This is a genomic window from Flavobacterium sp. WV_118_3 (assembly GCF_039778605.1).
Lineage (GTDB): Bacteria > Bacteroidota > Bacteroidia > Flavobacteriales > Flavobacteriaceae > Flavobacterium.
Genome location: NZ_CP156060.1, coordinates 3,299,202 through 3,319,661, shown reverse-complemented (window position 1 = coordinate 3,319,661; position 20,460 = coordinate 3,299,202). Strand labels below are relative to the sequence as shown.

Annotated in this window: 11 protein-coding genes; 4 read left to right on the top strand and 7 right to left on the bottom strand. The window is 40.9% G+C overall.

All coding sequences use genetic code 11. From position 1 onward, the window contains the following. Nucleotides 1–8: 8 nt before the first annotated feature. The 3 genes from ABFU83_RS15560 (at nt 9) to ABFU83_RS15550 (ending at nt 2,603) form a co-directional block, all read left to right on the top strand. Nucleotides 9–620 (top strand): DUF5017 domain-containing protein, encoded by a 612-nt coding sequence (locus tag ABFU83_RS15560; protein ID WP_347067255.1) that lies wholly within the window; start codon nt 9–11, stop codon nt 618–620. Nucleotides 621–636: 16 nt separating this feature from the next. Beyond that, entirely contained in the window at nt 637–2,001 is a 1,365-nt protein-coding gene (locus ABFU83_RS15555; protein ID WP_347067253.1) for a DUF5689 domain-containing protein, read from the top strand. Nucleotides 2,002–2,231: 230 nt separating this feature from the next. Then, nucleotides 2,232–2,603: an XRE family transcriptional regulator gene (locus ABFU83_RS15550; protein WP_347067251.1), complete on the top strand. Its 372-nt coding sequence runs from the start codon at nt 2,232–2,234 to the stop codon at nt 2,601–2,603. A gap of 534 nt (nt 2,604–3,137) precedes the next feature. On the opposite strand, the gene ABFU83_RS15545 is transcribed toward ABFU83_RS15550, so the two are convergent. From ABFU83_RS15545 to ABFU83_RS15520, 6 genes are all read right to left on the bottom strand, one after another. Continuing rightward, the gene (locus ABFU83_RS15545; RefSeq protein ID WP_347067249.1) at nt 3,138–5,012 is read right to left on the bottom strand and encodes an OmpA family protein; all 1,875 of its coding nucleotides are present in this window, start codon (nt 5,010–5,012) and stop codon (nt 3,138–3,140) included. Between the two features lie 19 nt (nt 5,013–5,031). After that, nucleotides 5,032–5,952 carry a type IX secretion system membrane protein PorP/SprF gene (locus ABFU83_RS15540; protein WP_347067248.1) on the bottom strand — a complete coding sequence of 307 codons (921 nt, stop codon included), beginning with the start codon at nt 5,950–5,952 and terminating at the stop codon, nt 5,032–5,034. Nucleotides 5,953–6,019: 67 nt separating this feature from the next. Then, on the bottom strand, nt 6,020–12,298 hold the full coding sequence (locus ABFU83_RS15535) for a fibronectin type III domain-containing protein (protein ID WP_347067246.1): 6,279 nt from the start codon (nt 12,296–12,298) through the stop codon (nt 6,020–6,022). Nucleotides 12,299–12,437: 139 nt separating this feature from the next. Further along, on the bottom strand, nt 12,438–14,354 hold the full coding sequence (locus tag ABFU83_RS15530; RefSeq protein WP_347067244.1) for an OmpA family protein: 1,917 nt from the start codon (nt 14,352–14,354) through the stop codon (nt 12,438–12,440). Between the two features lie 18 nt (nt 14,355–14,372). Beyond that, nucleotides 14,373–15,293: a type IX secretion system membrane protein PorP/SprF gene (locus tag ABFU83_RS15525; protein ID WP_347067242.1), complete on the bottom strand. Its 921-nt coding sequence runs from the start codon at nt 15,291–15,293 to the stop codon at nt 14,373–14,375. Between the two features lie 55 nt (nt 15,294–15,348). Further along, complete coding sequence (locus ABFU83_RS15520) at nt 15,349–18,108, bottom strand: gliding motility-associated C-terminal domain-containing protein (protein WP_347067240.1); 2,760 nt, start codon at nt 18,106–18,108, stop codon at nt 15,349–15,351. A 162-nt stretch (nt 18,109–18,270) separates the two neighbouring features. On the opposite strand from ABFU83_RS15520, the gene hflX reads away from it, so the two are divergent. Next, complete coding sequence (gene hflX, locus ABFU83_RS15515; protein WP_347067238.1) at nt 18,271–19,503, top strand: GTPase HflX; 1,233 nt, start codon at nt 18,271–18,273, stop codon at nt 19,501–19,503. A gap of 82 nt (nt 19,504–19,585) precedes the next feature. Here the strand turns inward: hflX and ABFU83_RS15510 are convergent, their stop codons facing one another. Beyond that, complete coding sequence (locus ABFU83_RS15510; protein ID WP_347067237.1) at nt 19,586–20,458, bottom strand: DUF3078 domain-containing protein; 873 nt, start codon at nt 20,456–20,458, stop codon at nt 19,586–19,588. Nucleotides 20,459–20,460: the final 2 nt, after the last annotated feature.

Genomic DNA, 20,460 nt, shown 5'->3' with positions numbered 1-20,460 from the left:
AGACTCACATGAAAAATTTTAATATAAAAACACTTTGTGTTGCTTTGGTTGCCTTAGGCGCTTTGAGCAGCTGTACAAAAGAAGACGATACTAATTTACCGCCAATTGTTCCGGCTATCTATTTTGAAGATTTCCAGACTGCTGTAGCGAATACCCCATTTGACTTTGAAGGATGGACAAACTTCGCTCAGGTAGGTACTAAAAAATGGATTGAAAACTCATACCAAACTAATGGATATGCTGAATTTACGCCATTTAACAGTGGACAGGCATCGAATGTTGCCTGGATCGTAACGCCGGGAATCAACATCGACGGAGCCATTAAAAAACGTTTAACATTCGACGTGGCACAACACCACGTAACCGATTTGGCAAACAATAAATTAGAAGTTTTTATTTCTACCGATTATGATGGAACGAATGTAACAGATGCTACCTGGACTCAGGTATCCTTTACACCACCTTTAGTGGGAAGCACTAATAACTACGACTTTTTTAAAGCGGGTGCTATCAGCTTGGCAAACTACTCCGGAACAATCTATATCGGATTTAAAGCAACCGGAGGAACAGCTACTGCCGTTTCCGGAGCTTATATGATTGACAACGTAAAAATATTCTAAGCTAAAAAATACAACGATGAAAATTTCAATTAAATCCCTTTTATTCGTATCACTTTCAGCTGGAATATTATCCGGTTGTGTGAACGGCGATCATTATCCTAAAGCGGATACCCCTTGTTATACGTTAACACCGACTAAAACAGTAGCTGATATTTTTACAGTGGCTACTGCTACCCCAACACAAGTTACAACCGACGATATCATCGAAGCTTATGTCGTATCGAGCGATGAAGGTGGTACTTTTTACAAAACCGTTTCTTTGGAAACACTTGACAAATCAAGAGGTTTCAGTATTCCGGTTGACATGTATAACATCTATACCGAATTCGAACCGGGAAGAAAAGTATATGTAAACCTAAAAGACCGTTATATTGCGATTTCACAAAGTTCATTGGTAATTGGTGATTTATACCAGGGAAATGCCGTAGGGCGTTTGGTACCGGAAGAATTCAGAAGAACAGCAAAAGCATCTTGTGATTTCGTAAACGAAGATGAATTAGTATCACACATGACTATTGCTGAGGCATTGAACAACAACCACATTAACAAACTTATCGAGTTTGACAATGTTCAGTTTACCGAAGCGGCAATGGGATCTACCTATTATGATGCAAACAGTTCTGCTACTATTGGTGGTGCAACCAACTGGAAAGTTACCGACAATACCGGTCATGAAATCATTTTCAGAACAAGTGAATTTGCTAAGTTTGCTGGTAAACCAGTTCCAAACAAAAGCGGAAAAATCCGTGGTGTATTAACAAAATACAACAGCGACTTCCAATTCCTTGCTCGTACAGAAAGAGATATTATGTTGGAAAACCCAAGATTCTATATCAGTACTGCACAAGGTGGAACAAACATTCAGTTTAACGGATCTTTCACAGAAGATTTTACAAGTTATGCGGTTAACTTAACAGCTTTCCCTAAATATGTAAACGATCAGACTATTGGTGGAAGATACTGGCAGTTAAAACAGTTCCCGGCTAATACCGGAAACAAATACATCGAAATGACTTCTTTCGGAAGTGGTGGTGTAACAGCTAAAACCTATTTCTTTGTACCAGTTGATTTTACAGCTGCAAACACATTGGCTTTCAAAACACTTGCTCGTTTTTATCAGGGTAACGTATTAAAAGTATACTATGTAACGGCTGCAAACTATACTGCTGGCGGACCAATTAACCTGGCTAACTTTGTAGACATTACATCTTCATTCAGTATTTCTACACCAGCTACAGGACAATCGGCTTCGACATTCCAGTCTAGTGGTACATACAACATCCCTGGTAGTGTAACAGGTAACGGTTATTTTGTTTTCGAACATTCGGGAACACCAACTATCACCACTACAATGCAGGTTGATGATATTACAGTAAACTAAAAAATATATCTTCTATTTTTAAAGCAGCCTATTGGCTGCTTTTTTTATTTCCAATACACCCGACAGGCTTTAGAAACCTGTTGGTTGTAAACGTATATTGCATTTCTTGCTCCCCTGATGTCTTTTTTTGTACACTTCTGAAAACACAAATCTGCTTATCTTTATACTATCCATTTAAAACGCCAGACAGAAAAATACATCAAGGGAGAAACGTTAAGCGTTTCCGAGAGATGTTAGGCATCAAACAGGAAGCACTTGCCATAACGTTAGGTGAAGACTGGTCCCAAAAAAGAGTGTCATTAATGGAACAAAAAGAAACTATAGAAAACAATCTACTCGAACAGGTGGCAGCCATTTTTAAAATACCGGTAGAAGCAATTGAAAACCTTGATGAAGAACAAGCCGTGAATATAATAGCAAATACTTTTCATACAAATGACAATGCAACTGTTGGCATCGGCGGTAATAGTGGTAATGGCGATGATGATAATCGAATCTTTCACCCTATCGACAAATTAGTTCAACTACACGAAGAAAAGATCACCCTATACGAACGGATGCTAAAAGAAAAAGATGATATAATTGATCGGTTGGAAAACTGATTGAAAGAAATAACGAATTTTAAAAAGCTTAAAAGCATTTTTATGCCGCACCTGTTTTGGAAACCTTTCAGGCGTAAAGCTTAAAGAAAACAATGATAGGATGATCAATAAAAAGCACTTTCAAAAAGAATAGTCGTCAACAAGCATCCTACATCTCTCAGAATATCATTTTTAAGCTCTGAATTGCATTATTTCGAATCAGACAACAAAACCCTTATAAAAGACAAAAACACCTTATTTATCCACACCTGACAGGTTTTTGAAACCTGCAAGGTGTAAAGCTTTGAGGAAAAACACTAACAGGTATGATCAATAAAAATACTCTTTGAAAAGAATAGTTGTTAACAAACATCCTACACCCCCCAGAATATCGTTTTTAAGCTCTGAATTGCATTATTTCGAATCAGACAACAAAACCTACAAAGGACAAAAACAGTCTTTTAAGAGCAAATAAAAAAGGCGGCCTAATGACCGCCTTTTCTTTATGTTACACCTGACAGGTTTTGGAAACCTGTCAGGTGTTATAAAATAATATTACTTCTTAACAATCAGGAACTCTGATCGTCTGTTTTTCGCGTATTCTTCTTCCGTGCAGTTATCACCACAGTTTACTTTCGGCTCACTCTCTCCGTAACCTTTTCCGGAGATTCTATCCTTAGCAATTCCTTTGGAGATAATATACTGAACTGTAGACTTCGCACGACGATCCGATAAATTCATGTTGTATTTATCACTACCTCTGCTATCGGTATGGGATTTAACCATGATCACCATAGCAGCGTTGTTTTTCATTACCTGAACTAACTTGTCTAACTCAAAAGCACCTTGTTGGGTGATGTTGCTCTTGTCGTATTCGAAATAGATATCGTTTAAGATAACTTCTGTTTCAGTAACAATAACATCGATTGGCTGTAAGTCGGCATTGATGTTCACGATACCTCCTTTGGTTTTGCTAACCGGGAAGTTGTTGCTTTCATAACCGTCTTTCGCTACCTGAATCGTGTAAGCTTTATCACATTCTACCGCATACGATACTGTTCCGTCTGCCTCAGTGGTTTTAGTCGAAATGATGTTGTTTTTCTCGTCTAAGATCGCTACACGAGCGCCTGATAATTTAGCGCCTGTTTTTGCATCTCTAACCAAAGAAACCACTTCCACACCACAAACCGGAATCGCCATATAGATGTTGTCTACTCCGGCACGGTTACTCGATACAAATCCGATGTTTTTAGTCGTATTAAAACTAAATGCGAAATCGTCTTTCTCCGAGTTTACCGGTTTTCCTACGTTCGTCGCATCGGTTCCTTTGTTTAAGTCGATCACGTACACATCCATTCCTCCAAATCCCTGACGGGCGTCTGATGAGAAATACAATTTGTTGTCATCCGTGATAAACGGAAAACTCTCATTTCCTTCGGTATTGATCTTCTTACCCAGGTTCTCCGGTGTTCCGTACGTTCCATCTGAGTTGATCGCTACTTTCCAGATATCCACACCACCAACTGAACCTGGCATATTGGAAGAGAAGTAAAGTGTTTTACCATCTTTGCTCAAACTTGGGTTACTGGTAGAATAGTCTTTACTGTTAAACGGTAATGAAGTAATGTTACTCCAGCTACTTCCGTTTTTAGTGGCTTTAAACAAGTTTACCTGTCCGAATTTTAACTTCTGCGCTTTGTCTTTTTCAAACATACCTTCTTTAAAACTCTCACTGGCAAAATACATCGTATTACCATCGGCACTGATCGTAGCCGGTCCGTCATGGTATTTCGAGTTGATACTCTCTACCGGTGTCGGCTGACTAAAGGTTCCGTCGGAATTATACGTGGAACTGTACAAATCCAAAAACGGTTGTTCGTTCCATCCGTAGGTTTTACGCGAAGTGTTTCGCGCTGAGGCAAAATACAGGGTGTTATCATTGGTTAAAACCGCTCCGAAATCCGATTTATCACTGTTGATATCCATGTTTTTGATATCAAAGGATTTCGCCTTTTCGTTTAGTTTGGGCAGATAATTCGGGTTTTGCTTGAATGCGATCGCACGCTGATCATTCGGAGCCATACTGGCAAACTTCTGCATTTGCTTGTTCGCCTCGTCATATTTCCCCTGTGCTTTTAACATCTGGGCATAACGGTAATAGGTCTCGGCATCGTCGTGCTTTTCGCTGATCGCCTTAGCGTACCATTTGGAGGCTTCGGCAGCATTGAATACGTTGTAGTAACTGTCGGCCAGTTGCTTGTAAACGTATCCGTCCGCTTTACCTTTGTCTACCAGCTTCAGGTAAGCATTGGCAGCATCGACATACTCAAATCTATTGTAGAGTTTGTCGGCGCTTTGGGTGTCTTTGTTTTGTGCCGATAGTGTCGAACTAGCGATCACAAAACTTAAAGTGATATATAAATTCTTCATGTCTTAGGTCGCTTTTATATTAGAAATATCTCGGAGATCGGGACACTTTCTTAGAGAAGTTAACATCAAATAACAAGATGACTTCGTGCGAAGAAGGTGTGGTTACTTTTAAATCGGATACGATATGGTCGTAGGCATATCCGATACGAAGGCTTGGCGTAATGGCATAGTTAACCATGGCTCCAAAGGAATCGTCCAATCGGTAAGTAGCTCCGATTTCGAATTTGTCATAAAAAAGGAAGTTGGTCGACACATCAAACGAAGTTGGCGCATCGAAGGCCGACTTCACCATAAAGAACGGTTTGAATTTTGCATTCTCGCTTAAATCGAATACATATCCCCCCGTTACAAAATAGTGTTGGGTATCACTTCCGAATTTACGGCCGTTATAATCCAAATACGTCGACTTTAACATGTTAGGTACCGAAGCTGCCAAATAGTACTTATTGGTATAGTAGAACAATCCCGCTCCCGCGTTAAAAAACGTACGGCTGGTGTTCTCGGCAAAAGCAGGGTCGTTCGCATCCGGAACATACGGACTTACATCCGATAATAGCCCAACCTTATGGAAAGTCGCTCCCGCTTTTAATCCCAAAGCCAGTTTGTGTTCACCACCAAGGTTTAAGGTGTAGGAGAAGTCAGCGTACACATTATTCTCTTTCACAGGACCGATCTTGTCCGAAATTACCGAAAGTCCCAATCCTACATTCTTACCTACCGGACTGTGACCCGAAAAGGTAGCCGTAGACGGAGCCCCTTCAAGATCAACCCACTGTTTGCGGTATAACAACCCAAAGGATAACGTCTCCTTCGAACCGGCATACGCCGGGTTGATGACATTCATATTATACATGTATTGTGTATAATGTGGGTCTTGTTGTGCTGAGGCCTCTTTTAATCCGATCAGGGCTAAAAAGGCGGTCAAATATATTTTCTTCATTGGTATACTGTTTGTAGATAAAGTCCCTGCCCGATCACTCAGGCAGGTCTTTATATAATGTTACTGCTTATTTCTCTCTGCTGATATAAACCCATCCGGTTTTAGTATCCCCTCCTTTTAACTCGATCACATAGAAATAGGTACCGTCTGGTAACTCACTACCACCTTTAGATTGACCAAACCATTGCTTAGTATAACCTGCGCCATGGCTGAACACTTCTGTACCGTATCGGTTAAAGATGCTTAGTTTTTCTACTTCGAAATTAGAAAGATCAAAAGTATCGTTTAATCCGTCATTGTTTGGCGAAATACCTCTAGGTATTATACATGAAGCAGAAATCTCGAAGCTACTTTCGTTGGTACAAATTGCCGAACCTGTTCCGGTTTGAGCAAAGATGTAAACGGTTTGAGTAGTCGAAACTACTTGTCCAACTTGTAACTGGGCTCCAGTTCCACCAGTACCGGTATAGTATGCATTTCCTGCTGGTAATGCCGGTAATGTAAATCCTTCACATTCTACTGTTACATCTGGTAATGTTGCAACTGTAGGTGTGTTATAGATTGTTACCGTGAAACTATTCTCATCGTTACATCCTGCAGAAGTACTTGTATATACATACAATACTGTAGTTGCATTAACAGGATCACCTGCATTTAACATCGTACCTGTACCACCTTGACCTGTGTAATAGTTATTATTAGCAGATAATGCCGGTAAAGTATACGCTCCACAAGACTCCACGTTAGCCGGAGCATCAGCAGTAGCTGTTTGGATCGTTACCACAAAACTACTTTGATCTGTACAGAAGTTTGGTGCAACACCCGACTGTGCATATACGTAGATCGTTTGTGAAGTTGTAATTGTAGAACCAGCTGTTAACAACGTTCCTGTTCCACCAGTACCGGTATAGTAATTCGCGAACGAAGGTAACGGTTGTAATGTATAGCTATCACAAACTGTCGCACTTGGAATTACCGGAGCAACGATGTTAGTTGTAATATTCACATTAAAACTATCTTCCGCATAACAACTTGGATTCACTGTAGACTGTAAGTAAACATAAATGGTCTGTGTAGATGTGATCACATCACCAGCATTCAATACAGTACCAGTAGCACCAGAACCTGTATAATATGTACCGGACGCTAATGTTGGTAAGGTATACGAACCACAAACCGTTACATCATCCGGAGCGGTAACAGTAACACCGTCGTTCGTTACAACTGTACTAACTGAGTTTGTACATCCGTCAACTGTTACTTCTAATGTATAAGTACCCGCTTGTGATACTGTTATTTGATCAGTTGTTTCACCAGCGATAACAGTTGTACCGAAGTACCATGTATACGTTGGATTATTAGCTGCAGTGTAGTTTTGAGGTGTACCAATAATCGTTACAGTTCCAGTACATACAGAATAGGTAGCCGGCATCGTTACGATTGGCATTAGTTTTACAACCAGGTTCACCGGAATCACACCGAAACATGTAGCACTATTTGCTCCTTCAACACGGATGTAAATTATTTTCGTGTTACTGTTATAAGGAACAGTTGCGTCAATTGGATTTACTCCGGCAGTAGCATCAGCTGATGAAGCATGGTAGGTTACATTATACGTAAACGCCGGGTTCTGTCCTGCAACAACCTGAGGGGTTAATGTTGACAAATCGAAATCCGCTAATCCGTCGTTAGATATATCGTCACAAACTTTATAATCCGGCATTGTAACCTGATTAATAGTTGGGCCGAAAGTAATGTTTACACTATCCGTAGGGTTGTTTGAACATGATGGTTTTGTAACCACTACGCTATACTCACCCGATTGTGTAACGGTTAATGTCTGACCTGTAGCACCAGGAATAACGTTAGTTCCGTTATACCAAGTATAAGTAGTTGCATTTACAATTCCAGCATCTAACGTGTATGATGTTTGTCCACATAAAATCTTATCCGGACCTAAGTCAACCGTACAAACGATGTCACAGTTCGTAGAACCGGCACCTGACTGACCCTGGTTGGTTTGTGCTAAAGTAATATTACCCGCACTACCGTTATAGTTCGTAATCTCAATCAAATAATATTGACCTGATATAGCATTCGGAATATTAAAGTTCTCAACTGATGCGGAACTATAACTACATCCTACGTTTGCTCCAAGGTTACCACAACCTGCTGTAGGTGAAGTAAACGGACCGTAAGCGATGAAATCCACGTCAATTCCTTGTCCTGTAGTACTGGTTTGAGAAATCTGGAACTGTAAGTTTCCTGATTGTTGTACTTGTAAGAAATACCAAGTTGGGTTAGGCGTTGTTGTTAAACACGCTACTGTTCCTAAGTTTGGCACCCCGATAGAACCTGGGAAGGTAATTGATGGTGATGTATTGTTCGCACAGAATGCTTGCGCATCGGCACAAGTAATAACTGTACCCACACAAAGGTTAAATGTGAAGCTTTGTGCTGTTGCTGCATTACTATATACACGGATCAAATAGTTTTGTCCCGGTACTAAACCGTTTACAAGACTGTTATTCGGATCACTACATACAATTGGTGTACCACCACATGCACTGTATACCGAGTGATACATATTATCTGTATTTAAACCAGTTGAAGTAGTATTTAACAACGCGATATAGTGTTGTGTATGTGTCGCTGTAAATTCAAACCAAACGTCATCATTCGGGTTACCACCACAAGTGTTTGGTAAAGCTGAAGCTGTTGCTCCTGCTAATGTTCCCGGTGTTGTCTGACCACAAAGTGAATCTTCATTTACCGGTACGTGAATTGGTGCAGTACATTCGTCATTCGAAATTAACGTACGGAATGTTCCTTTAATCGACCAGGCACTGATATCTGAAGCACTACAAATAGCTCTCACATAGAAATCATATGGTCTTCCTGGCAACAATGCCGGTGGTCCACTATAGGTAAATGGTGGTGGTGTATTAACAATCACCCCTGTAGCTCCAGGAGCTGGTGGTGCAGAACCTGCTGGTAATACAATCACTTCCCACTGCGTAGCGGTACCCATTTCCTGCCAGTTTAGATCGGCAGACGTTTGTGTCATATTAGTAGCCGATAAGTTTTTCGGTTTCGGACATGTTGGTGGTGGTGCACATGTTACTGTAGCATCCCATCCGTCACGTGTTCCACTTCCGTCAGATGTAAACACAAATGTTAAACATCCTCCCACAGTTGACTCAAATGGGCCAGGTAGGTTGTTTGTTAAATCACCTGCATATGTTCCTAATAAAGTACCTGTTGTTCCTGTTCCTTCATACACACGTACAAAGTCATATCCAGCTTCAGTATTGAAACTATTGAATGTAACGGTAACCATATCAGTCGGGTTCGCCGGACAGATAGTAGTCGTTACGTTAGCACTGTTTCCGTACTGTCCGTTAGGTCCTCCCGGATCATAGAAATGATCACCGGCACAGTAGTTCGGTAATGTTCTAAGTGTTCTAGGGCCTGTCCATGTACTGGAATCCGTTGGACTACAAACCGCTCTTACATAGAAATCATATTCTGTATTCGAAGTCAATCCTCCTAATACATACGGTGGTGGTGTAGTTACCGTAGCCGTAATTGCTGTTCCAGGGATTGGGTTTGTATTTGGATCTGGAGTTCCTGTTGGAACTGCCATTACAATCCAGCTAGTTGCCGTTCCGGCTTCAAGCCAGTTTAACTGAACCGAGTTCATCGTAGGGTTAGACGCTACAAAGTTTTTCGGTTTCGGACATGTTGGCGGTGGTCCACATGTTACTGTAGCTTCCCATCCGTCACGTGTTCCACTTCCATCTGAAGTAAATACAAAAGTTAAACATCCACCCACATTAGATTCAAAAGGGCCTGGTAAGTTTGCTCCGGTTAAAGCTCCAGAATAAGTTCCTAATAATGGAGACGTAGCATTTGGTCCGTTATATACACGTACGAAATCGAATCCAGATTCTGTATTAAAGTTTAAGAAAGTAACGGTAACGATATCTGCAGGCGTTGGCGCACAGATTGTTGTTGTTACGTTAGCATTGTTTCCATACTGTGCATTAGGTCCTCCCGGATCAAAGAAATGGTCACCAGCACAGAAGTCTGGCTGTGTTTTAAAGTTTCTAGGTCCTGCCCATGTACTGGAATCCGTTGGACTACAAACTGCTCTTACATAATAATCATAATCCGTATTTGAACTCAATCCGTTTAACACATACGGTGGCGGTGTCGTTACCGTAGCCGTAATTGCTGTTCCAGGAATTGGGTTATTGTTCGGGTTAGGTGTACCTGCTGGTACCGCGATTACAACCCAGCTTGTAGCTGTTCCAGACTCCAACCAGTTTAACTGAGCCGAATTCGCTGTAATATTCGATACAGCTAAGTTTTTCGGTTTCGGACAAGTTGGCGGTGGTCCACACGTTACTGTTGCATCCCATCCGTCACGTATACCACTTCCGTCAGAAGTAAATACAAACGTTAAACAAGCACCTGGTCCTGATGACTCAAAAGGTCCAGGAAGGTTCGCACCTGTTAAGTTTCCTGAGTACGTTCCTAATAATGGAGACGTAGCATTTGGTCCGTTATAAACACGAACGAAATCGTATCCTGACTCTGTGTCAAACGAGTTAAAAGTAACGGTAACGATATCTCCTGGGTTTGTAGGACAAATAGTTGTTGTTACGTTAGCACTATTAGCATACTGTCCATTAGGTCCTCCCGGATCAAAGAAATGATCTCCCGCACAGTAGTTTGGTAATGTTTTGAATGGTTTTGGTCCTGACCACTGACTATAAGATCCGTCCGGACATTTTACTCTTACATAATATTCATAATCTGTTCCGGAAGCTAAAGGCGTACCTGTTACAGTAGTAGTAGCAACATAAGCCGGTCCTGTGGTTACAGCTGTTCCTGCTCCCTGAGGGATTCCCGCACCAAGTGCCTGAACAACTACTTCCCATTCTGTACCCGATGAAGGATTACTCCAGCTTAAGTTAGCCGAGTTCATCGTAATACCCGCAACAGCCAAAGCACCCGGAGGTGTACATGTTACTTTCTGAATTACTAAAGTATATCCCGTTGTTTGCGGAGTCGCGTTGGTAGAAATAACAAAATAGTAAGTCGTTCCTGCCGTTACCGGGAAGTTAGGAATGTTTCTGATATTGGAGTTCGAGTTTCCGATACCTGCCAAACAGCTTGTTCCGATATTAGCACAGTTATTATATACGAAAATACCCGAATACGTTGCCGTAGGGGTCATCGAAATATCAATATTACCGGTAAAAGTAGCAGTATAAGCATACACTACGTCATTACCTGTTAAGTAGTTTGTTGTGGTACCACAACCTGTTGTTCCCTGGCTACCACTAATATTATTACCGTAGTTACTCGTATTATCGGTAGTGGAGTACGGCAACTGGTTGATCATAATTGGCGCAGCACAAGTCTGTCCTAAAGTTACCGTTGTAAAATAGAAAGGTCCTGCCCAATCACTAGGTACACCACCAGTACATATTGATCGTACTTTATATTGGTAAACCGTTCCAGGTGCAATCGGTGCACCAGTTGAAGTTGTAGTAGCGGTATATGGATTCGAGTTAATAACTTGTCCCACTCCTGTTAAAGGATCTGCAGAAGGGATTAATTCGATTTCCCATTGTGTAGAACCACTTGGATTGGTCCATGATAACACAGCGGAGTTCGATGTGATATTGTTGGCTACCCCATTGGTAGGATCCAAACACTGCTGAACCAGATTAATATCGTCAATCACAAAACGGTCACCATCGGCTGCGGTTCCTACTTGTGTATGCTCTCTTACAAAAGCGATATACACTTGCTGGTTTGCCGCTACAGCTGGCGATAGGTTAACAACCACCTCTCTGTACTCTCCTGCAACAGGAGACACTTGCGTTTCCGTCAAGCTCGCTACTTCGATAGTGTAGTTCGCCAAAGTACCTTGGGATCCTGACGTTGTTGTTGTTGATACTTTAATTTTCAGTTTTGATCCCTGATCTCCTGCACGTCCATGAAGTCCGTAGAAACGTAACTGTCCGTTAGCCGGCACAGTAACCACTGGAGAGATCAACCAATCTTGCTCGGTGTTCCCGTCACCGACATTCACTCTTTCAACCACGGCAGCATAGTTGCCAGTGTGAGGAGGGGATGCTGTGGAATTTAGCGGTGAACGCACCCACAGATTCCCGTTAGCGGGCCCCATTCCTATGCCATTATGAGTGACAACCCAAGATCCTCCTGGCCCTGATGGTGGGAAAGCACCTTCAAATCCTTCGGGGAAAACTTGTGAATAGCTCACAAAACTCAATAATGACATAAGAATTAATAATGTAATTTTTTTCATAATTAATCCTATGATTTTTGATAAGTTTAATCCCCAAATATAAAATAAAATTAGCAATAACTTAACGTTATATGTTAAAATTCACAAAAAAAGCAGCCATATAGGCTGCTCTTTGAGTATTGTTAAATTATTTTATTATTTATTTCTTAACAATTATGAATTCCGATCTTCTATTCTGAAGATGTTTCCAGAAGGTACAATCATCCTGACAGTTCACTTTAGGAAGGCTTTCGCCATATCCTTCACCGTAAATCCGCTCTTGGGAGATACCTTTAGAAATCACATATTGAACCGTTGCTTCCGCCCGCTGTACCGAAAGTTTTAAATTATAACCTTGTTTCCCGCGGCTGTCCGTATGCGACTTTACCATGACAACCATTTCCGGGTTTTCGTTCATTATTCGAACCAGTTTATCCAATTCTTTTGCCGCCACCTCGTTAATTACACTTTTATCGAAGTCAAAATAAATATCATCCAATGCTTTTGCTCCAACAGCAATGGTATGATTTGCGTTTTCACCTGTTACGGCTGTATGCGCATTATCAGTATTACTAGCGACGATTGCATCTTCTTTTTTTACTGCGCCTATAGATTCGGATGCCGTTGTTCTAATCCCATTTGCATCGTCCGATTGATTCAGCATCGCTTTGGTTGGCAACCTGATTCCCTGCACCAATCCATCGACACCAATTGCGGCCTCTTTTTTTACAAGATCGGAGTTCTCAACAAGCAATATCGGTTTTTCCGGTTCTTTTGCTTCTTTCCAATCTGTCTCAGTCGCTTCCGGAATTGTGTTTTCGGAAACAACAAGCGGGATAACGCTGTAAATATTATCCGATCCGTCGCGATTACTTGAAACGAATCCGATGTTTTTTGCTTTATTAAAACTAAAGGCAAAGTCATCTTTCGCAGAATTTACCGGTTTTCCCAGATTGCTAACTTTCATTTTTCCAACCAGATCGACGCAGTAAACATCCAATCCACCAAATCCCTGATGCCCATTAGATGCAAAAAACAATTTATGATCGTCTGTCACAAACGGAAAACTTTCATTTCCCTTAGTATTGATTGTTTTACCCAGATTCTGAGGTTTACCATAAGTACCATCTTCATTGAGCGTTACTCTCCAGATATCCACACCTCCTACCGAACCGGGCATGTTTGAGGAGAAGTACAATGTTTTACCGTCTTTACTCAAACTTGGGTTACTGGTAGAATAGTCTTTACTGTTAAACGGAAGGGGTTTGATGTCACCCCATTTTCCGTCTATTTTAATGGCTTTAAACAAATTAACCTGGCCTTGCTTTATTTTTTTCACTTTATTCCGATGAAACAATCTCTTCTTAAAACTCTCACTGGCAAAATACATCGTATTCCCATCGGCGCTGATTGTAGCCGGTCCATCATGGTATTTTGAGTTGATATTATCGACCAACACCGGTTCACTAAAGGTTCCGTTGGCATTATAAACAGCAGCATATAAATCCAAAAACGGCTCATTGTTCCATCCGTAGATTTTACGCGAAGTGTTACGAGCTGAAGCAAAATATAGCATATTATCACTACTTAAAAACGCACCGAAGTCCGATTTATCGCTATTAAAATCCAATCGTTTCAGATCGAAAATTTTTACGATATTATTTAATTTAGTCAGATAGTCTGGATTTTCTTTAAAAGCAATTGCTCGCGGATCCTTGGGCGACATTTTGACAAACTGTTTCATTTGTTTGTTAGCTTCCTCGTATTTTCCTTCTACCTTTAACATCTCGGCATAATGATAATAGGTTTCGGCATCTTGTTTTTTAGCGATTACCTTAGCATACCATTCATTAGCTTTAGGAGCATCAGGCATATTGTAATAACTGTCGGCCAGTTGTTTATATATATAATTTTTATCTTTCCTCTGACTTTTATCCATTACTTCCAAATAGGCATCAGCCGCATTGGCATATTCGGAACGGTTAAAATAACTATCCGCTATATAGGTATTTCCATGCTGAGCGGCTACTTTAAAACTAATAATTGCGACAACAAAAGCGAAGACCATTTTTTTCATACTGTAGGCTATTTAATGTTAGAAATATCGGGGCGATTTGGATGCAATTTTAGAAAAACAGAGGTCAAACAGTACTATAAATTCATGCGATGATGATGCCGTTTTTTTTAAATCGGATACGATATGATCATAAGCATATCCGATACGAAGGCTTGGCGTAATGGCATAGTTAACCATCGCTCCGAAGGAATCGTCCAATCGGTAAGTAGCTCCGATTTCGAATTTGTCATAAAAAAGGAAGTTGGTCGATACATCAAACGAAGTTGGCGCATCGAAGGCCGACTTCACCATAAAGAACGGTTTGAATTTTGCATTCTCGCTTAAATCGAATACATATCCCCCCGTTACAAAATAGTGTTGGGTATCACTTCCGAATTTACGGCCGTTATAATCCAAATACGTCGACTTTAACATGTTGGGTACCGAAGCTGCCAAATAGTACTTATTGGTATAGTAGAACAATCCGGCTCCCGCGTTAAAAAACGTACGGCTGGTGTTCTCGGCAAAAGCAGGGTCGTTCGCATCCGGAACATACGGACTTACATCCGATAATAGCCCAACCTTATGGAAAGTCGCTCCCGCTTTTAATCCCAAAGCCAGTTTGTGTTCACCACCAAGGTTTAAGGTGTAGGAGAAGTCAGCGTACACATTATTCTCTTTCACAGGACCGATCTTGTCCGAAATTACCGAAAGTCCCAATCCTACATTCTTACCTACCGGACTGTGACCCGAAAAGGTAGCCGTAGACGGAGCCCCTTCAAGATCAACCCACTGCTTGCGGTATAACAACCCAAAGGATAAGGTCTCCTTCGAACCGGCATACGCCGGGTTGATGACATTCATATTATACATGTATTGTGTATAATGTGGGTCTTGTTGTGCTGAGGCCTCTTTTAATCCGATCAGGGCTAAAAAGGCGGTCAAATATATTTTCTTCATTGCTATACTACTTCTCAATAAATCCCCTAACACGATCAGGCGTTCTCTGATGTTATTATCTATTTTCTCTGCTGATATAAACCCAACCCGTTTTTGTTTCACCTTTTTCCAAATCAATAACATAGAAATAGGTGCTATCCGGCAACTCACTGCCATTTTTGGATTGTCCGAACCATTGGTTGGTATAGCCTGCACCATGACTGTAAACTTCCGTACCGTATCGGTTAAAAATGCTTAGTTTTTCGACACTAAACCCCGTTAAATCAAAAGTGTCGTTCAAATTATCGTTATTGGGCGAGATCCCTTTTTGAATCTGACAACGCAGCCCTTTGACGACAATTTCTTTTGTAACGGAGCATCTACCTGCTACAGTAACTTCAACCGTAAAAACAATCGGAAAAGCAACATCATTAATCCAATCCCGGCAATAACGAGTCACATTAAAATCAGGCATATTATCGCCTACTTTTCCTTTTTTATCACAGAACCATTGAAAATGAGTCTTTGTCAGGTCAAAAGTATTTCCTTCTTCTGGTTGTATTTTCAGCACGACTTCATCATCGGTACAATCACTAAGAACAGTTACCGCTATCGGTTGTACTGCTACTGTAAGCGATGCTGTAATACCTTGTTTTACGCATTGATTGGCATACGGGGTAAAGATATAAGTCGTCGTAATAGCATTACTGATTACCGGTGGCATCCAGGCACCTGCTATTCCTTCTTTCGAACGGCTGGGTAATTTCGGAACGGCTGCTCCCGGGCAAATTGGCCCGATCGGATTAAACGTCAGAAGGGTTGTTTTATCCTCATTATCAATTTTCACATCAAGTATATCAACACAATATGCTGTTTTCCAGTAGTAACGATAGGTTCCGCTTGTTGTAAATCCGGAGATCGTAGTTTTATTGGCATGATAATCCCCTATCGTAGATGTTCCGGGATTATTAGTATCGGCCAGCCAGACACCCTCCCCTTTTGCTGAGACATTTGCCAAAACGTTGGCACAATTTAACAGTATAGGGCCTGGTGTGATAATACTATTATCGCTTTTTAGCTCAAAATCATCCAGAAGGTTGCCACTACCTGACTGGTTTTTAAAAATAAAACGGGTTACAGGCTGATTCTCCGGAACAGCGTACGTTCCGACATACTCCTTCCAGGCATTGTTCCCTGTTGTAGCGATCACAACTAAAGCAAAGGGACCTTCCGGCGGACCGGCATAGAGTGCACAGGAACTTTCATTATCCCGACCTCTGTGCAAAAAACGACACCGAAAGGATATAGGAACTGCCGTCGCGTAATCCTGGTATATATCCGAACCTTCCGTTTCATTAATTTCAACAAACTGAGTTCCTGAATAAGCCTGTATATTCAGATTATTACCCGAATGCCAAAATTTTATATGGTTATTTTCCGCTGTTGTTTTCCATCCCGGAACACTGTGCTGATTATAAAGTTGGGGATATGCTGATTTCACCTGATGTAAAGGCTTTTCAAAATCCGGATTTACAGTATAAACCAGACAATCTGTAGCCTTGCTCTGGACAACATCCGGTATCTTAACACAGAGATCAAAGCTAAAGGTTGTTTTTCCACGCAGACTATTAACCGCCAGCCGGAGGGTATAAACAGTCCCTATCCGCAATCCCAATGCCAGTAAAGAATTAGTGGTATTACAATATATTGGTTGTATTTGATCACATTGTTTTCCTTCATACATCGTTATGGCAACCGGTTTTGCGTTTCCTTTGAAATTAATCAGGTCAATCATATGAGTTTCATGAGTAGCCGTAAAAGAAAACCATATATCGCCATTATTATCCGGTACACAGCTATCGGATCCGGTTATCGTAGTTCCTAAAAAAGATACCGGTACTACTTTACTACAGGATTGATCTTCGTTTACAGGAATCGTTTGAGCATTACGGCACTCGTCATTATTCACAAGGGTAGTAAACGCATAGAAATCACTCCATTCACTGTATGCCATTTCCCCACATTCCGACCGCACTCTGAAGCGATAGGTCGTTTGAGGATTAAGATTTATGACAACATATTGGTTTTCGGTTACAGTAGTACTTTCGGAAAGTGGCGAAGCAGCAGCAATCAGTTCGATTTCCCATTTTCCGGGACTGTCCGGAAGCGCCCAGGCTAACACTGCCGAATTGGCGGTAACATTCGTTATCTTGATATCCTTTGGTGTAACACAGGGAGATTTCAATTCGATATCATCAATCAAAAAGCGGTCACCAGTACTACCTTCCGTCTGCTTATGCACGCGCACAAAGGCGATATAAACCATTTCATCTGCTGTGACGTGTTGTTCGTTAAAAGTAATCGTCATCTTTTTATAGACACCTGAAACAGAACCAATTTGACTTTCTGAGAATTCAGCTACTTCTGTAAAAGAAGACAGATCCGTTTGAGCTGTTTTTGAAATCTTTATTTTGAGTTTGGATCCCTGATCACCGGCACGTCCATGCAAAATATAGAAGGACAATTCGCCACCGACCGGAATGGCAACTTTGGGTGCAATAAGCCAGTCTTCTTCTGTTTTACCGTCTCCAATGTTTATTTTTTCGACCATAGCAGCATAATTTCCGGAATGTGGATTATACACACTCGTAATACGAGGCGTTTGTTTCCAGATATTCCGGTTCATCGGTCCCATCCCTATTCCGTTGTGCGTTACGATCCAGGCTCCTTCCGAACCGGAAGGCGGAAAGCTTCCTTCAAATCCTTCCGGAAAAACCTGAGAGAAACAAATAGAATTAAGCATAATCATCAATAGCATCAGGAACGTTTTCTTCATCATTAAATATTTTAATTGGTGAGGCAATACAAAAATCCTATCCATTTAGTAAAAAAAATACTTTATGGCCTGTTTGTAATACAAAATGCTTCTTTAGTTATGATTTAATAATTTATTCCGATTAATCCTGAAATGCTTATTTTTGTACTTTAATAGAAAAGAATGTTAGAGAAAGAAGTAATAAATTTTGAAAAAACCGTAATTGTCGGAATCATAACCAAAGAGCAAAGTGAGGAAAAACTTAGCGAGTATCTGGATGAACTCGAATTTCTGACTTTTACAGCCGGAGGTGAAGTGGTGAAGCGTTTTTCTCAAAAAATGGACAAACCCAACCCCAAAACATTTGTGGGAACCGGTAAAATGGAAGAGATCCAATACTATATAAAAGATAACGACGTTAAAACCGTGATTTTTGACGACGAGCTTACACCGGCACAGCAAAAAAACATTTCCAAACTTTTGGACTGTAAAGTTCTGGATCGTACCAACCTTATCCTGGATATTTTTGCGCAAAGAGCCGAAACATCCTATGCCCGTACACAGGTAGAACTGGCACAATGTCAGTATTTGCTACCCCGTCTTTCGGGTATGTGGACGCACCTTGAACGACAGCGAGGTGGTATTGGTATGCGTGGTCCCGGTGAAACCGAGATTGAAACCGACCGTCGTATTGTTAGGGATCGTATCGCTTTATTAAAAGAGAAAATCAAAACCATCGACCGTCAGATGTCCGTACAACGAAGCAACCGCGGTGCTATGGTTCGCGTGGCCTTGGTGGGCTATACCAACGTAGGAAAATCGACTTTAATGAATGCCATTGGTAAAAGTGATGTGTTTGTCGAAAACAAACTATTCGCCACTTTAGATACCACCGTTCGTAAAGTAGTGATCAAGAACTTACCATTCCTGTTATCGGATACCGTTGGATTTATCCGCAAATTACCAACACAATTGGTGGAATCCTTTAAAAGTACGCTGGACGAAGTACGCGAAGCCGATTTATTATTACATGTGGTAGATATTTCGCATCCCGATTTTGAAGATCATATCGCCTCTGTAAATCAGATTTTACAGGATATTAAAAGTGCCGATAAACCAACGATCATGGTATTTAACAAGATCGACGCTTATAAACACCTGACGATTGACTCCGATGATCTGATTACCGAACGGACAACCAAACACTATACATTGGACGAGTGGAAAAACACCTGGATGTCGAAAGTAGGCGAAAACAATGCCTTATTTATTTCGGCAACCAGTAAACAAAATTTCGAGGAATTCCGTGAAAAAGTATACGAAGCCGTACGAACAATTCACATTACGCGCTTCCCTTATAATAATTTCCTATATCCTGATTATAAGGATGCCGTTGAAAAGGAAGATGAAGAATAACAAAAGGCTGTCGGTGGACAGCCTTTTTATTTACACTATTATTTACACCTGACAGGTTTTAAAAAACTGTCAGGTGTAAATTTTAAAATCCGTAATTGATTCCAAGTCCCAATACCTGACGGATCTGAAATCCTTTAAAAGCATTGTCATCATAAATGGTTTGGAAAGCCAGATTGGTCGATAAATATTTGTTGATTTTCATCACGATATTTAACTGATAATCCAAATCGACGTTTTGCGGATCCTCCAGATAATTGGAGTACAGGTTTAGTATATTTTCAACCGATACATTTTCCATCAGGTTAAACTTATAATAGGCCGATGCGTTAAAACCCAATTCATATCGCATACTTTTTCCTTCATCCACGCCAAAATAACCCTGATTGGGCAAGGTAAAATTCTTGTCAACAAATGTTAACTTAGAAGTCGCCGGTGAAAGGTTTACTTTCAGATTATCACTTTTTTTCCAAAGCATACCCGGACCAAAAGACAGGTATCCCGGAGACAGAAAGTTGGTATATTCACTTCGGGTTTCGGCACCATCGGCATCCGTCCCATACTTGTATCCTTTTGTCATCTGCGTTTTAAAGTTTAAAAAAGCAGAATAATACCAGTAACCAGCCGCTTTTTTACCCAATAGCGAGTTTAACTCCAGTCGGTCGTCCGTTTTCTTTTCAAAAGCGGAGTTCTTCGTTTTTACAAGCCCGTAGGCGGCAATAATTTTATTGTCCCAGGACCAGTCACCCTTCTTATAATTAAAATCGTAATTCACGCCCAGATTACCGGCGATATTGTTTTCTCCTCCGGCAACCCAATTGTTAAAGGCCGATTGATTAAGAAGGAATGAAATATTCCCTTTGGTTGTCCAGTGTTTTGTAGTATCCTGAACAGGTTCCTGTGCTTGAACGGCCATAGTACCGATAAAACAAAGCAGTGTCAATGCAATTTTTCTCATAG

Bases quoted from the DNA above. Each gene is read 5' to 3' on its own strand.
- ABFU83_RS15540 (WP_347067248.1), bottom strand. From the start codon at position 5,952: ATGAAGAAAATATATTTGACCGCCTTTTTAGCCCTGATCGGATTAAAA.
- ABFU83_RS15550 (WP_347067251.1), top strand. From the start codon at position 2,232: ATGTTAGGCATCAAACAGGAAGCACTTGCCATAACGTTAGGTGAAGAC.
- ABFU83_RS15520 (WP_347067240.1), bottom strand. From the start codon at position 18,108: ATGAAGAAAACGTTCCTGATGCTATTGATGATTATGCTTAATTCTATT.
- ABFU83_RS15560 (WP_347067255.1), top strand. From the start codon at position 9: ATGAAAAATTTTAATATAAAAACACTTTGTGTTGCTTTGGTTGCCTTA.
- ABFU83_RS15545 (WP_347067249.1), bottom strand. From the start codon at position 5,012: ATGAAGAATTTATATATCACTTTAAGTTTTGTGATCGCTAGTTCGACA.
- ABFU83_RS15510 (WP_347067237.1), bottom strand. From the start codon at position 20,458: ATGAGAAAAATTGCATTGACACTGCTTTGTTTTATCGGTACTATGGCC.
- hflX (WP_347067238.1), top strand. From the start codon at position 18,271: ATGTTAGAGAAAGAAGTAATAAATTTTGAAAAAACCGTAATTGTCGGA.
- ABFU83_RS15535 (WP_347067246.1), bottom strand. From the start codon at position 12,298: ATGAAAAAAATTACATTATTAATTCTTATGTCATTATTGAGTTTTGTG.
- ABFU83_RS15525 (WP_347067242.1), bottom strand. From the start codon at position 15,293: ATGAAGAAAATATATTTGACCGCCTTTTTAGCCCTGATCGGATTAAAA.
- ABFU83_RS15555 (WP_347067253.1), top strand. From the start codon at position 637: ATGAAAATTTCAATTAAATCCCTTTTATTCGTATCACTTTCAGCTGGA.
- ABFU83_RS15530 (WP_347067244.1), bottom strand. From the start codon at position 14,354: ATGAAAAAAATGGTCTTCGCTTTTGTTGTCGCAATTATTAGTTTTAAA.